The following is a 13,037-nucleotide window of genomic DNA, read 5'->3' as shown; positions in this document are numbered from 1 at the left end:
CGGGCGGCGGGAACGGTTCGGGGTGTGCGGCATCCGGACTTTCCCGGATGTCCGTTGAGCCGGATGGGCGGTCGCTGCGTACCTGGAGGGTGTGAACCCCGTGTGCCCGAGGAGGTCGCCCGTGCTTCGCCGATCACCGATGAGGCTGCTCGCTCTGCCGGCCGCGCTCGCGCTGCTGTTGCTCGTCGCCGGCTGCGGCGGCGCCGCGGCCGGCTCCGGTGGCGGCGCCGGAGACGGCTACGAGTACGTCGACGACCCCGGCGACGCGTCCGCTTCGGCGCCGGCGGCCAGCCAGTCACCCATCACGGCCCGGGAGGTCGTCGGGCACTGGACCAGCAGCGATTACGGCGACCTGTACATCCAGCTCAACGGTGCCGAGATGCGGGTGGTGTACAGCCACGACGGCGGCCGGATGCTCGGCTCGTTGCGCGGCTCGACGTTCGACGGCTGGTGGAGCGAGGCGCCGACCCGTAAACCGTCCGACGACGCCGGCGAGGTCGAGGTCACGTTCGTCCGCGCCGGTGCCGGGCTGACCGCGCAGGGCTGGTGGCGGCCGGGCACCGACACCGACTACCAGCAGGACTGGACGATGCGCAAGGTCGACGGAGCCGTCCCGCCCGCGATCCGCGCCAACTTCGCCGACGCCACGCAGTTCGTCCGGCACCCGTGACGTGCCGCGTCCCTACCGGCCGGGGTGGCGCCACGCCGCCGCGGCGGCGCGCAGCCGGGCGTGGACTCCGCCGTACGGCGTGATGCCCGGCAGGTGGGCCTTGGCGACCTTGGCGACGCACGTGTAGTCGTCGTCGACGACGTTGGCGATCGGCGCGAGCGTGGTCTGCGCCACGAGCTGGTAGGCGTCCAGCATGGACAGTCCCAGCTCGGCCGCCACCCATCCGACCATGTCGGCCTGGCTGATCCGGAACGCGTCCTCGAGCGGGCGGGCGGAGCCCGTCGACATGATGAAGCCGTCGCTCTCCAGCCGTGGCCACGGCGTCGGCACGCCCTTGACCAGATCGACCAGGACCACGGTGTCCATCGCCGTCTCGACGGCGACGCCGCACGTTTCCCCCTCACCCTGCCGGGCGTGCCCGTCGCCGAAGCTGAACAGCGCGCCGTCGACGTTGACGCCGAGGTAACAGGTCGTCCCCGCCCGCATCTCCGGGGTGTCCATGTTTCCGCCCCACGGGCCGGGCGTCAGGGCGGAGCGCACCTCGCCCAGGGCCGGCGCCACCCCGACCGTGCCGTGCATCGGGTCCAGTGGGAGCTCGACGGCGAACGCGCTGTCGCGCGCCTGGTAGCGCACCACCCCGGCGGCCGGGTCGATGTCGTAGATCCACGTGCGCTCCGCCAGCGCCGGCTGCAGCATGGCCGTACGCGGTGTCGAGGTGAGGGCGCCGAAGAACGGCACGGTCGTCGAGACCCCCCACGACACGCGCGGCGTGATGGAGACGAAGTGTACGACCAGGGTGTCGCCGGGCTCGGCGCCCTCGACGTAGAACGGGCCGGTCTGCGGGTTGAGGCAGCGCGGGTCGGTGACCTGGCTGGACAGGTCGTCGACGGTGCGGACGGTGCCGTTGAAGCAGTCCCGGGTCCAGGTCGACAGGAAGGTTCCGGGGGCGATCTGGGCCACCGGCGCCGCTCCGCCGAAGGTGCAGACGAGTTGGCTGACCGGGGCGTCGGGATCGGGGTCGTACTCGAAGAACATCCCGCCATCTTCCGCCACGCGAACTGAACCCCGGCGACGGCATCAGTAAGGTCACATGTATGACGACGCTCGGAGCTGTCTTTCTGCCGCAGTTGCCGCCCGAGCGGCTACGCGCGGTGGCCCGCGCCGCCGACGACGCGGGCCTGGCAGAGCTGTGGCTGTGGGAGGACTGTTTTCTCGAAAGCGGCATCGCCAGCGCGGCCGCGGTCCTGGCCTGGACCGAGCGGGTACGCGTCGGGGTCGGGCTGCTCCCGGTGCCGCTGCGCAACGTCGCGTTGACCGCGATGGAGACGGCCACGCTGCACCGGCTGTTCCCCGGTAGGGTCGCCATCGGCGTCGGCCACGGCGTGCAGGACTGGATGGCGCAGGTCGGCGCGCGGGTCGAATCACCCGTCACGCTGCTGCGGGAGTACGTCGTCGCGCTGCGCGCCCTGCTGCGCGGCGAGCAGGTCACGATGGACGGTCGGTACGTGCGGCTCGACAAGGTCGCGCTGGACTGGCCGCCGGCATCGACGGCCACGATCTACGTCGGCGCGACCGGGCCGCGCACCCTGCGGCTGTCGGGCGAGACCGCCGACGGCACCATCCTCACCTGCGCCACGTCTCCCGAGGGGGTGCGGCGGGCGCGCGGCCTCATCGACGAGGGGCGCGCTGCCGGAGACCGGACCGACGCCCACTCCGTCGTCGTCTACCTCCTCGCCGCGACCGGCCCGCGTGCCGCCGAGCGCCTCGACGCCGAGCGGCGGCGCTTCGGCTACGACCCGGGGCAGGACCTCGGCGTGGCCGGCGACGCGCGGGCGGTCGCCGGGGCGGTACGACGATGGGCCGACGCCGGCGCCGACACCGTCGTCCTTCAGCCGCTCTCCGACGAGCCGGACCCGGAAGGCTTCGTACGGTTCGTGGCCCGGGAGGTCCAGCCGCTCGTGGCGTGACCGTCAGTCCCGGATGAGCGCCTTGGTGCGCATCAGGAACTCGCCGAGGTACGCGTCGTGCGGGATGCCGGGCTCCATCCAGTACGTCGGGTGGTTGCCGAGGTAGAGGTTCTTGATGGCGGGGTCGGCGAGCAGTTCGTCGATCAGGCGCTCGTCCCGGGTGACGGCGGTGAGCACCAGGGAGTTCGTCAGCGGGGCGGTCCCGGCCTCCCGGCTCCACGGCGCCACCCACACGCACGGGAACGCCAGCTCGACGTTCACCTGCGGGGCGTTCGGGTCGTCGACCTGGTACACGGCGGGCCGCAGCACCGCGCTGCCGTCGCCGAGCTCGTCGACCACCCCGCCGCCACCGAGGTGGGCCGTGGCGCCGTCCGCCGCCGAATGCAGGTAGTTCTCGAACTTCTTCGCGTCGTCGAGCCGGTACGCGGTCAGCACGGCCTTGTCGTCCTCGGGCGGCAGGCTCGGGATCGCCGCCAGCCGCTGCGCTACCGCTTCCGCGACCGGCGTGGCGTCGCCCTCGACGAAGATCGCCGTGGTGTTCACACACGCCGTCCCGCCCTCGTGGCTGACCGAGTCGACGAGCATGTCCAGGTACTCGCGCCAGTCGCAGTCCGCGGTGATCAGGATCTTCGACCGGCCGGGCCCGTTGGGCAGGACCGTCGGGTCCGCCGCGTACTTGTCGATCACGTCCTGCCCGCCGTAGACCATGCCGAGGTCGGCCTGGCGCAGGATCTCGTCGGCGGCCTCGTACCCGGTCGGCAGCAGGACCACCTGGTCGTCGCCGAACCCGGCCGCGCGCAGGGCGGAGACCAGCCGGTACGGGGTGAGCGGCTCCCGCCGTGAGGGCCGGACGGCCACCCGGAAGCCGAGCGACAGAGCCTCCAGCCACAGGCTGTGCACGCCGGGGTGGTTGCCGGCCGCGTGCACCGCGAAGACCGACCCGCGCCGGATCCATATCGCCGTGCCCCGGCCGGCGGTGGACTCGCGCCAGTCGTTCACGGCGCCGACGGGCCGCGCCTGCTGGGCGCTGCGGTACGCCTCGGCGGCGCTGCGCGCGATGGCCGCGGCGGCCTTGCGGACGATCGGCAGCGGGTTGCCCGACATCCGGCTCACCGTGTACTGGTAGTCGCCCGCAGACATCCCGTCGACCTCGCCGGTCGCGAACCGTTGGCCCGCCTCGGTCAGGGCGGCCAGGCGCTCCTGTCGGGGCAGCAGGCGCGACCTGCGCAGCGCGGACATGGCCCGGGTGACGAACAGCTTCGGCACCAGGCTGAGCTCCGCGAGAGGGTTTCCCGCCACATCGGGGATGGGCTGCCGGGTGCGGGCGCGGTAGGGACCGCTCGGGCCCAGCGCGTCCAGTACGAGCGGTTCGGTCATCAGTACACCCCCTCGATGACGGGTTCGTTGCCGAAGCGCGCGACCGGGGAGACGTCGGCCACCGAGTCGCCAGCCCGGCCGGCTGGCGGTTCGATCCGGGTGGCCAGGTCGCGCTCGAGGTTGTTGGGCAGCAGCATGTTCCTGCTGACGTGGTTCATCACGACCTGCCCGCGCTCGCCGTCACCGACCCGGGAACCGGTGTCCGGATCGATGACGAGGAAGGTGATGATCGGGGATGGTGGGTCGAAGATGCACGGATCGTCCGGGCCGAGGCCCAGCCGCTCGGCGGAGCCACCGAGGATCATCGTGCTGCCGTAGACGCCGAACAGCTTCACCTGCGGGAAGACCTCGTTCCGGTACAGGTAGCGGGTGTCGGCATCCATGTGCGCCCCGGCCCACATGATTCCCCTGATCTTCTCGTTGATCAGGCCCACCAGTTCGTCGTTGCGGGCGATCCGCTCCAGCAACGGCGGCGTGGTCAGCAGGACGCCGACGTCCTGGGTGCGCATCGTGAACGAGGCCTGCTCGACGAGGTGCTCGGCGTAGGCGCCGGCCTCCTCGGCTTTGCCGCCGCCGATGAGCTTCTTGACCCAGCGCGGGTCCATGTCGATCGAGAACCCGATACCGCCGCGGTAGGCGGCCAGCCGGGCGAGGGTCGCGCCGACGAGGTGCGGTCCGGTCGGGACCAGGCCGAGCCAGTTGACGTCGCGAGGGAACCCGTGCGCGTCCAGGTTGGCGCTGATCCACGCGCCGCTCCGGCGCCACCAGTCCTGCAGCATGATCACCCGCTTCGGCGGGCCGGTGGTGCCCCCGCTCTCGAAGATCCCGACGATGTCCGGGTCGGGCCCGTACCCGCGCGGGATGAGGTCCTCCACCCGGACGTCGCGTAGCTCGTCGACGATGTTGGGGAAGCGGGCCAGATCCCCGAAGCTGGTGACGTCCGTGCGGGGGTCGAAGTCCAGCGACTTCGCCCGCTCCAGCCAGTACGGCGACCCGGTCTCGGGGTTGAAGTGCCACTGCATCGCGGCGCGGATGAACTCGCCGGGATCCGGCTGCTCGTCGAGCGGAAGTTCCAGGATCGATTCGGTCACGGCGGCAGCTCCCTCCTGGTGTCATGGAGTCACTGAGAGTTACGTGCCGCTCAGGCCGACTCTACGTCAGGCCGTGCGATCTCGGTCCGGTCGGCGGACAGGCCGCGCGCGCCGGCCCGGTTACTGTCTGGCAGCGTGAACGGTGGTGGGGACGCGGCGGCTGACCGGGGCACCCGCCTCCGTGTCTACGCCGGCGCCCTGACCGGCGGCGCGCTCGTCGCGGCGCTGATCGTCGGGGTTCACGGGACGGGCCAGGCGGCCGCGAGGTCCGCGCCCGCGCCTACGTCCGCGCCCACCGCCTCGGCAGCGGCGTCGACGCGCAGTGGCGCCTGCCTCGTCGTCGGCGCGTCTTCCCGGGAAGGGGAGGCCTACTGTCTGCGCAAGGCAGCCGACGCGATGAAACGCGTGCCGATCCCCGATGACCGGCAGGGCACGGCGTCGGCGGTCGCCCAGCGGGTGCAGGCGGCGGCGCATCAGGCCGACTGGGAGCAGTGCCGGCAGGCGTCCTCGCCGAGCTACCCCGAAGGTCAGTGCGTGAGCACGATCGGGTCAAGGCCGGCCGGGGCGGAGGACGTCGAGGCGGTGCGGTGGGCGCTCGCGGAGGCCGGGTACCAGAACGTGGTGGCCCGCATCGCCCGGCCCGACGATCCCGCCTTCCCGCACACGGTGATCTACGCGGTTGCCACCGACGGACTGTGCGTCGTCGCGTCCATCCGGGGCGGGCACCAGGGCTACACCGCCGAAGGCCCGTACGCCGACGGGCGCTGCCTGGAGCCCTGAACCGGGCCGCCTACAGGCCGTACTCGTAGGCCAGCACGACCGCCTGCACCCGGTCGCGGGCGCCGAGCTTCGCCATGACCCGGGAGACGTGCGTCTTCACGGTGGCCTCGCCGACGTACAGCTCGCTCGCGATCTCGGCATTGGACAGCCCCCGTGCCATCAGCCGCCAGACCTCGACCTCGCGCGGTGTCAGTGTGTCGGCGCCGGGAGGGAGCGCGACGCGGGCCGGCGGGCGGCGGGTGTACGCCTCGATGAGGCGGCGGGTCACGGACGGGGCGAGGAGGGTGTCGCCCCGCGCAACGGCGCGGACGCCGGCGACGAGCTGGTCGTCGGGGAGGTCCTTGACGAGGAAGCCGCTCGCTCCCGCGCACAGCGCCTCGTACACGTACTCGTCGAGGTCGAAGGTGGTCAGCATGACGACGCGGACGGCGGGGCTGGTGGCGAGCAGCTCCCGGGTCGCGGTGAGCCCGTCGAGCCGGGGCATGCGGATGTCCATCAGCACCACGTCGGGCTGAACGTCGCGGGCGAGGGTCACGGCCTCCCGCCCGTCGCGGGCCTCGCCGACGACGTCGAGGTCGGGCTCGGCCGACAGGATGGTGCGCAGCCCCGCGAGTACCAGGGACTGGTCGTCGGCGAGCAGGACGCGGATCGTCACGCGGGTGCCTCCAGGGGGAGTCGGGCATGGACGCCGAAGCCGCCGTCGGGCTGTGGGCCGGCCACGAGGCTGCCGCCGCACGCCTCGCTGCGCTCGGCCATGCCGCGCAGACCATGGCCGGCGCGGGTGGCCACGGTCACGCTGCGGGTGGCCGCGTGGTTTCTGACCTCGACGGCCAGCTGTTTCCCGGTACGGGTGACGTCGACGCGGACGAGCGCGCCGGGCGCGTGCCGGGCGGCGTTGGTGAGCGCCTCCTGGACGATCCGGTAGGCCGCCGCGCCGACCTGGGGCGGCAACGGCGTCGGTCCGGGGTCGAGGTTCAGCTCCACCCGCAGCCCGCAGCTTCGGGCCCGGGAGGCGAGAGTGGGCAGGCCGGCCAGCGCGATCGGCGCGTGGGCGTCGGCGAGCGCCACCGACAGCACCAGGGGGCCCAGCTCGTCGAGGGCCTCGGCGACGGTGGACCGCAGCGCCGCCGCGTGCTCGGCCGCAAGGGTGGGGTCGGTGTCCCAGACCCGGCGAGCGGCGGCGGCCTGCAGGACGATGACCGTCATCACGTGCCCGGCGGCGTCGTGGAGGTCCCGGGCGAGGCGGGCGCGCTGCGCGTCGAGCGCGGCGCGGGTGTCCGTCCGGTGCTGCTCGTCGACGGCGATGGCGGCCCGGGCGTGTGCGGCGACGGCCGCGGTGCCGGCGCGCAGCGCGCGACCGGCCGCCCAGCAGCCGACGATCACCGCGACCGAGCCCGGCAGCGCCGACGCCGCGACGGTTGCGCCCGAGTCCGCGGCGACGAGGGCGACGCAGCCGGCGACGCAGAGCGCGAGCCCGGCGACCGCCCTGCGGGTGGCGCAGGCCGCCCCGATCATGAACGGCGACACGACGAGGACACCGCACGGTGGCACACCGGCGAGGGGGTCCGCGGGTGCGGCCACCGCCATGTAGGCCAGCGCGAACGCCAGGGACGTCGTAGCCGAGCCGAGGGGGCGGCGCCGCGCCCACCCGAGCGGCGCCGCGATCCCGGCCGCGAGGATCGCGTTCGCCAGCCGGTGCGCCACGTCGGGGTGCGCGCCGGTGACCCTGGTGATCACCAGCTCCACCAGCATCAGCCCGGCCGTCGCCGCGAGTACCGTGTCCCACCACGCCGCGCCGACCAACGTCCACCGGCCGACGGCGCGGGCGCCGGTGCCGGCGCCGGTGGCCGCCGACTCCTCGGTCGCCGAGTCCTCGGCCACCTCCGCGGCGGCCAGGGCGGCCTGCACCTGGGCCCGCAGTTCGGCTACCGGCTGTGCCGGCGCCCGGTCGTCGGGGTGGGGCGCGCGCAGTTCACCGACCAGTTGCCGCATCCTGGTCAGCAGGTCCCGTGCGATCCGCTCCAGCGCCCGGACGTCGGCCAGGTCGGCGACCGAGGCGTGGGCTCGTGCCTCGTTCAGGCCGCCGAGCAGGACCGCTTCCAGATCCGCCGAGATCCGTTGCCGTTCCCGGGCCACCGCCGCCTCGATGCGCTCCTGACGCGCGGCGCGCAGCCGACGGGTGCCCTCCTCGAGCGTCAGCGCGAGCCGCTTCCGTGCGCCCATCACACCGCCGACCACGGCGGGCGCCAGCACCAGCAGCCCGACCAGGAAGCTGTCGGCCGACGCGTGCGAGTAGCCCTGCGCCGGCCCCAGGTACTGCGCGGTGGCCACGCCGGCGGTGGCCACCGCGAGGCCGGCCACGAGCGACCAGGCCGTCGCGTACGCGCCGAGCGAGTACGCGCCCACCATGATGGCCAGAAACGCCGGAGCCGTGTTGCCCTGCGGCGACGCGACCACCTCGACGACCACGACCACCGCCACCGCGGTCATCGCCGTCAACGGGCGGCGCCGGCGCTGCGCCAGGGCCAGCAGGCCGCCGGCCGCGACCACGGCACCCACCCGCGCGCCGGCCGACGCCGGCCCGGCCACCGCCGCGACCGCGGCCATCGCCACCGCGAGCGCGACCGCCAACAGCAGGTCCCGGCCGGCGGCCGAGCGCCAGCCGGACGATCGCGGCAACACCTCCATCGCCGAAACGATAGGCCAGGAGGTGATCGGCGTCGTCCTACCACAGGGGGACCCGCGGCTCCCGCGCCGGACGGACCGGATCTCCCCGCGTGACCGGACGACCAGCGGCCTCACGGCTTCTAGCGTCGTCGCCATATCCACAACGGACCGAGGAGAACGTCGATGACCGCACTCACCGCCACGACCGCACCACAGCGCACGCCGTACCGGCTGGCCCGCGCCGGCCTGCTCGTCGTCGCCGCGTCCGCCGTCCTGCTCGCGCTGCTGGACCTGTTCACCGGCGTGCCGCAGCACGACCGGCTGGTCGGCGCCGCCGACTACGTCTTCACCGCCGACGGGTTCCCGCTGGTGCTCGGTCTGCTCGCCGCGGTGGCGGCGCTGCACTCGGTGCAGGACGGCCGGGACGGCCGGCTCGGCACCATCGCCCTCATCGTCACGACCATCGGTGCCCTCGGCTTCCTACCCCCGCTCACGGTGTCGCTGTTCAGCGGTGACGCCGAGTCGCTCGGCCCGGTGTACCTGCTGTCCATGCTCGCCTCGCTGATCGGGCTGGTGCTCTTCGCGATCAGTTCGGTACGGGCGAAGGTGCTGCCCTGGTGGGCCGGTCCGGTGATGGCCGTCGGCTGGGTGGTCGGCGGGCCGGTCGGCGAAGACGGGCCGCTCGGCTTCCGGGGCTCGGCGCTGCTGCTCGCCGCCGCCTTCGTCGCCGTCGCGGTCGCCGTTTCCCGACGTCCACTCGCGACCGACGCGAACCGCTGAGGAGTCGACTCTCGGCTGACCGCCGTCCCCGGTTCCGGGGTACGGCGGTCAGGGCCGCTTGCGGGCCTGCAGGGTGTACGTCTGCGCCAGCCGCCACGGCCGGTCCCGCAGGCGCCATTCGCCCCGGCCGTCGACGACCGTCCAACCGGGCAGCGCGTTCCAGGGCGCGCTGTCGTGCTCGACGAGCATGGTGAGGTCGAGGCCGGCGTCGAGCAGCGCGGTGACGATCTCACCGAGGCCATGGTTCCACTCGTGCGTCACGGTGTGCGTGAACGCCACGTCGGTCTGGACGTACGTGCCGGGCTCGTCCCACACGACCGGCTCCGGGCGCTCGAAGTACGGGTACTCCACGGCGAGCAGGCCGTCCCCGCGGCTGTCGGTGAGCGCCCAGAGCATCGGATGCCCCTCGCGGATGAACAACCGGCCGCCCGGTCGAAGCAGCGCGCTGACCACCCGCGCCCAGCGCCGGATGTCGGGCAGCCAGCACAGCGCGCCGACGCCCGTGTACACCAGGTCGAAGGCGCCCGGCGGGAGGACATTGGCCGCGTCGTACACGTCGGATTCGACAAAGTCGATCTCCGCGTCGGCGTCGGCGGCCAGGCGGCGGGCCTGGGCCAGCGCCGCACCGGAGAAGTCCAGGCCGGTCATCCGGGCGCCGAGGCGGTGCAGCGAGAGCGTGTCGGTGCCGATGTGGCACTGCAGGTGCACGGCGCGCAGGCCGGCGACGTCACCGAGCCGCGGCAGGTCGAACCGGACCACGTCGCTGAGGTACGCCGGGTCTCCGACGAAGCGGTCCACGGCGTAGTCGGGTGAGGCCGCGTGCGCGGGCGCGCGCTCGTCCCAGCTGGCGCGGTTGACCGTCCGGTAGTCCGTCACCGCCCGACCGTCGCACACCCGAACCACTCGATCAACACGATTTGACGTGGGACGATGCGGACATGGCCGAGGACAGCGGGTACCTGCTCGACAACCAGCAGGCGGAGGCGGGCACCCGCTTCGACGCCCTGGCCACGCTGTTCAACCCGTCCACGTTCCGCCACCTCGACGCGCTCGGCGTCACGGCGGGCTGGCGGTGCTGGGAGGTCGGCGCCGGCGGCCCCGGCGTGCCGTCGTGGCTCGCCGCCCGCGTCGGCCCGGCGGGACACGTGCTGGCCACCGACATCGACGTCTCCTGGATGACCGCCGCCGGTGACGCCGGCTTCGAGATCCGCCGGCACGACGTCGGCGCCGAGCCTCCGCCGGGGGACGGGTTCGACCTGGTACACGCGCGCCTGGTCCTGGTGCACGTGCCGCAGCGCGACGCGGCGCTGGCCGCCATGGTCTCCGCGCTGCGGCCGGGGGGCTGGCTGCTGGTGGAGGAGGCCGACCCCGCCATGCAGCCGCTGGTCTGCCCGGACGAGTCGGGCCCGCCGCAGCGGCTGGCCAACAAGCTCAAGCGCGACTTCCGTACCCTCATGGCCGCGCGCGGCGTCGACCTGGCCTACGGGCGCACGTTGCCCCGGTTGCTGCGCGACGGGGGGCTGGCCGACGTCGGCGCCGACGCGTACTTCCCGATCGCCGGCGACGCCTGCGCCCTGCTGGAAAAGGCCACCGTGGCGCAGATCCGCGCCCGGTTGGTCGCCGCGGGGCTGGCCACCGACGACGAGATCGACCAGCACCTCGCCAACGTCGAGGCTGGGCTGCTCGACCTCGCCACCTCGCCGATGATCTCGGCCTGGGGCCGCCGGCCCGGCGGCGCTAGTCGCCGTGGGTAGCGATGCGCCGGGCCCGGGTCAGCGCGCCGGCCAGTGCGGCGCTCGGCCGTAGCTGTGACACCACCAGCTCCGGCGCGTGGCCGAAGGTCTGCCGCACGATGTCGCGGACGCGCGGCAGGTGGGCGGCGAGCGCGTGTCCGACCCCGCCGGTGACGATCACCAGCTCCGCGTCGAGTACCGCCGTGACGTCGATGACCGTCATCGCCAGGTGGTCGATGACCTCGTCGAGGATCTGCTCGGCGACGACGTCGCGGTCCACGGCGGCCGCCAGTACCGTCGCCGCGTCCAGGTCCGCCACCCCGTGCAGGCACGACTCCGGATGCAGCGTCGCCAGCTCCCGGGCGCGCGCGGCGATCCCCAGCCCGCCCACGATCGACTCCATCCCGAGCAGCCCGGGCTTGCGAAGCTGGTGACGGTCGGCCACGAGGTAGCCGACCTCTCCGGCCGCGTTGTGACGGCCCCGGATGAGGGAGCCGTTGACCACGGCGGCCCCGCCGAGACCGGTACCGAGCGCCAGGACCACGAAGCTGGTGGCGTCCCTTCCGGCGCCGCGGGAGGCCTCGCCGATCGCCGCCAGGTTGACGTCGTTTTCGATGGTGTAGGGCGCGTCGACGACGCGGTCGAGCCGGGCCCGCAGATCGATGCGGTCCCAGCCCAGGTTCAGCCCGTTGACGATCAGGCCGGTCGCGGGGTCGACGTTCGCCGGTACGCCCACCGCCACGCCCCCGACGGTGCCGCCCAACCGGCGGGCGGCGTCCTGGAGCTCACCGATGACCGCTTCCAGCGCGGTGACCGCGTCCGGGTACCGCGCGACGAGCTCGTGGGTCTCGACCAGGATGGAGTCCGCGCCGCTCGCGAGCGCGGCGTGGCACTTGGTGCCGCCCAGGTCGATGCCGATCACCATGTGGTCGGGCCCGCCGGCTCGCGGCCGGTCCGGGCCGTCCATCGTGTCGGTCATCGCTTCTCGTGCTTGGTGTCGTCCTGGTGGTAGCGGAAGCCGTCGACGGGCAGTCCCCGACGCTGCGCGACGGACCAGGCGAGCAGCTGGATCGGCAGGATGTCGAGGACGTTCTGCGCGAGGGGGGAGTGCGCCCGGGGGAGCCGGCAGACGACCGCGGTCGCGGCGTCGTCGACGGCCTCGGTGGTCAGCAGCAGGGCGGGGCAGCCCAGCCGCGCCACGTCGCGGGCGAGGCGTACCTCGCGTCCGTCCCCGACGACGAGGCAGGCGATGTCGGAGTCGAGCGGTTCCATCGGTCCGTGGAGGTAGTTGCGCGTCTCGTGTCCCGCGGTCCGCAGCCGTGCGGCCTCCCGCAGGATGAGCGCGCCCTCGCCGGCGGTCGCGCTGGCAGCCGACGATGCGACGACGTCGACGAGCTTCGCGTCGTCGAAGCGCCCGGCGACCTGCTCGACGGCTGTCGTGGCCGGGTCGAGGACCGCTGCCGCCTGCTCGGCCAGCTCGTACCAGGGCGATGCCTGCCCGGACCAGTGGTCTCCCAGCTGGCCCAGCGCCTGCAGGGTCGCGGTGTAGCCGGTGGTGTACACCGGGCTGTCCTCGCCGCTGTCGATCATCAGGACGCTGTCGCACTGCTGGGCCAGCGGCGAGTCCGCGGCGTTGACCAGCGCCAGCGAGCGGGTGACGTCGAGCAGTTCGGCCGCCTGGAGCGTCTCGACGCTGCGGCCGGACTCGCTGATGGCGACGACGACGTCGAAGGCGTGGCGCGTGGTCGACGTCAGATCCGAGGCGGTGACGGCGAAGGCGCGCAGGCCCTGTCGACGCCACTGCCAGGCCGTGCTGCGCGCCGCGTGCTCGCTGGCACCGACCCCGATGAGGCCGATGACGGCGCCGTCCGGGACGGCGGCCACATCGGCGAGCTGGTCGGCGACGGCGGCGCGGCTGCGCCGCAGCGATTCGGGCTGTGCGGCGATGCCTTCGGGGAAGAGCACGGTGACA

The 13,037-nt window shown here is 73.6% G+C and carries 13 protein-coding genes; 5 read left to right on the top strand and 8 right to left on the bottom strand.

Annotated elements, in window-relative coordinates:
• The first annotated feature begins 139 nt into the window (after positions 1-139).
• The gene (locus tag HC031_RS21785; protein WP_167927139.1) at positions 140-670 is read left to right on the top strand and encodes a hypothetical protein; all 531 of its coding nucleotides are present in this window, start codon (positions 140-142) and stop codon (positions 668-670) included.
• 12 nt (positions 671-682) lie between these two features.
• Here HC031_RS21785 and HC031_RS21780 read toward each other — a convergent pair whose 3' ends face one another.
• Complete coding sequence (locus HC031_RS21780; RefSeq protein ID WP_167927251.1) at positions 683-1,705, bottom strand: acetamidase/formamidase family protein; 1,023 nt, start codon at positions 1,703-1,705, stop codon at positions 683-685.
• A 59-nt stretch (positions 1,706-1,764) separates the two neighbouring features.
• Here HC031_RS21780 and HC031_RS21775 point away from each other — a divergent pair, with 59 nt between their 5' ends.
• Positions 1,765-2,637: an LLM class flavin-dependent oxidoreductase gene (locus HC031_RS21775; protein WP_167927234.1), complete on the top strand. Its 873-nt coding sequence runs from the start codon at positions 1,765-1,767 to the stop codon at positions 2,635-2,637.
• A gap of 3 nt (positions 2,638-2,640) precedes the next feature.
• Here HC031_RS21775 and HC031_RS21770 read toward each other — a convergent pair whose 3' ends face one another.
• A complete protein-coding gene (locus tag HC031_RS21770) occupies positions 2,641-4,014 on the bottom strand; it encodes an aldehyde dehydrogenase family protein (protein WP_167927233.1) in 1,374 nt (457 codons plus the stop codon).
• Positions 4,014-5,105 (bottom strand): phenylacetate--CoA ligase family protein, encoded by a 1,092-nt coding sequence (locus HC031_RS21765; protein WP_167927232.1) that lies wholly within the window; start codon positions 5,103-5,105, stop codon positions 4,014-4,016. The genes HC031_RS21770 and HC031_RS21765 overlap by 1 nt, the downstream gene beginning before the upstream one ends.
• 135 nt (positions 5,106-5,240) lie before the next feature.
• Between HC031_RS21765 and HC031_RS21760 the strand changes: the two genes are divergently transcribed.
• Positions 5,241-5,885 (top strand): hypothetical protein, encoded by a 645-nt coding sequence (locus HC031_RS21760; RefSeq protein ID WP_167927231.1) that lies wholly within the window; start codon positions 5,241-5,243, stop codon positions 5,883-5,885.
• A 10-nt stretch (positions 5,886-5,895) separates the two neighbouring features.
• On the opposite strand, the gene HC031_RS21755 is transcribed toward HC031_RS21760, so the two are convergent.
• Both HC031_RS21755 and HC031_RS21750 read right to left on the bottom strand, forming a co-directional pair.
• Entirely contained in the window at positions 5,896-6,540 is a 645-nt protein-coding gene (locus HC031_RS21755) for a response regulator (protein ID WP_167927230.1), read from the bottom strand.
• The gene (locus HC031_RS21750) at positions 6,537-8,573 is read right to left on the bottom strand and encodes a sensor histidine kinase (RefSeq protein ID WP_167927229.1); all 2,037 of its coding nucleotides are present in this window, start codon (positions 8,571-8,573) and stop codon (positions 6,537-6,539) included. Before HC031_RS21750 ends, HC031_RS21755 begins: the two co-directional genes overlap by 4 nt.
• Positions 8,574-8,735: 162 nt before the next feature.
• Between HC031_RS21750 and HC031_RS21745 the strand changes: the two genes are divergently transcribed.
• On the top strand, positions 8,736-9,332 hold the full coding sequence (locus HC031_RS21745) for a hypothetical protein (protein WP_167927228.1): 597 nt from the start codon (positions 8,736-8,738) through the stop codon (positions 9,330-9,332).
• Positions 9,333-9,380: 48 nt separating this feature from the next.
• On the opposite strand, the gene HC031_RS21740 is transcribed toward HC031_RS21745, so the two are convergent.
• Positions 9,381-10,208 carry a methyltransferase gene (locus tag HC031_RS21740; RefSeq protein WP_167927227.1) on the bottom strand — a complete coding sequence of 276 codons (828 nt, stop codon included), beginning with the start codon at positions 10,206-10,208 and terminating at the stop codon, positions 9,381-9,383.
• Positions 10,209-10,270: 62 nt separating this feature from the next.
• On the opposite strand from HC031_RS21740, the gene HC031_RS21735 reads away from it, so the two are divergent.
• A complete protein-coding gene (locus tag HC031_RS21735) occupies positions 10,271-11,086 on the top strand; it encodes a methyltransferase (protein ID WP_167927226.1) in 816 nt (271 codons plus the stop codon).
• On the opposite strand, the gene HC031_RS21730 is transcribed toward HC031_RS21735, so the two are convergent.
• Complete coding sequence (locus HC031_RS21730; protein ID WP_167927225.1) at positions 11,070-12,044, bottom strand: ROK family protein; 975 nt, start codon at positions 12,042-12,044, stop codon at positions 11,070-11,072. The genes HC031_RS21735 and HC031_RS21730 overlap by 17 nt on opposite strands.
• Entirely contained in the window at positions 12,041-13,030 is a 990-nt protein-coding gene (locus tag HC031_RS21725) for an SIS domain-containing protein (protein WP_167927224.1), read from the bottom strand. Before HC031_RS21725 ends, HC031_RS21730 begins: the two co-directional genes overlap by 4 nt.
• Positions 13,031-13,037: the final 7 nt, after the last annotated feature.

The organism is Planosporangium thailandense (assembly GCF_011947195.1).
Lineage (GTDB): Bacteria > Actinomycetota > Actinomycetes > Mycobacteriales > Micromonosporaceae > Planosporangium > Planosporangium thailandense.
Note: the sequence above shows the minus strand (reverse complement) of the source record. Positions and strands in the feature narration are given on the sequence as shown.

Coding starts and splice junctions, on each gene's coding strand:
- HC031_RS21785 (WP_167927139.1), top strand. CDS start 140: ATGAGGCTGCTCGCTCTGCCGGCCGCGCTCGCGCTGCTGTTGCTCGTC.
- HC031_RS21780 (WP_167927251.1), bottom strand. CDS start 1,705: ATGTTCTTCGAGTACGACCCCGATCCCGACGCCCCGGTCAGCCAACTC.
- HC031_RS21775 (WP_167927234.1), top strand. CDS start 1,765: ATGACGACGCTCGGAGCTGTCTTTCTGCCGCAGTTGCCGCCCGAGCGG.
- HC031_RS21770 (WP_167927233.1), bottom strand. CDS start 4,014: ATGACCGAACCGCTCGTACTGGACGCGCTGGGCCCGAGCGGTCCCTAC.
- HC031_RS21750 (WP_167927229.1), bottom strand. CDS start 8,573: ATGGAGGTGTTGCCGCGATCGTCCGGCTGGCGCTCGGCCGCCGGCCGG.
- HC031_RS21745 (WP_167927228.1), top strand. CDS start 8,736: ATGACCGCACTCACCGCCACGACCGCACCACAGCGCACGCCGTACCGG.
- HC031_RS21735 (WP_167927226.1), top strand. CDS start 10,271: ATGGCCGAGGACAGCGGGTACCTGCTCGACAACCAGCAGGCGGAGGCG.
- HC031_RS21730 (WP_167927225.1), bottom strand. CDS start 12,044: ATGACCGACACGATGGACGGCCCGGACCGGCCGCGAGCCGGCGGGCCC.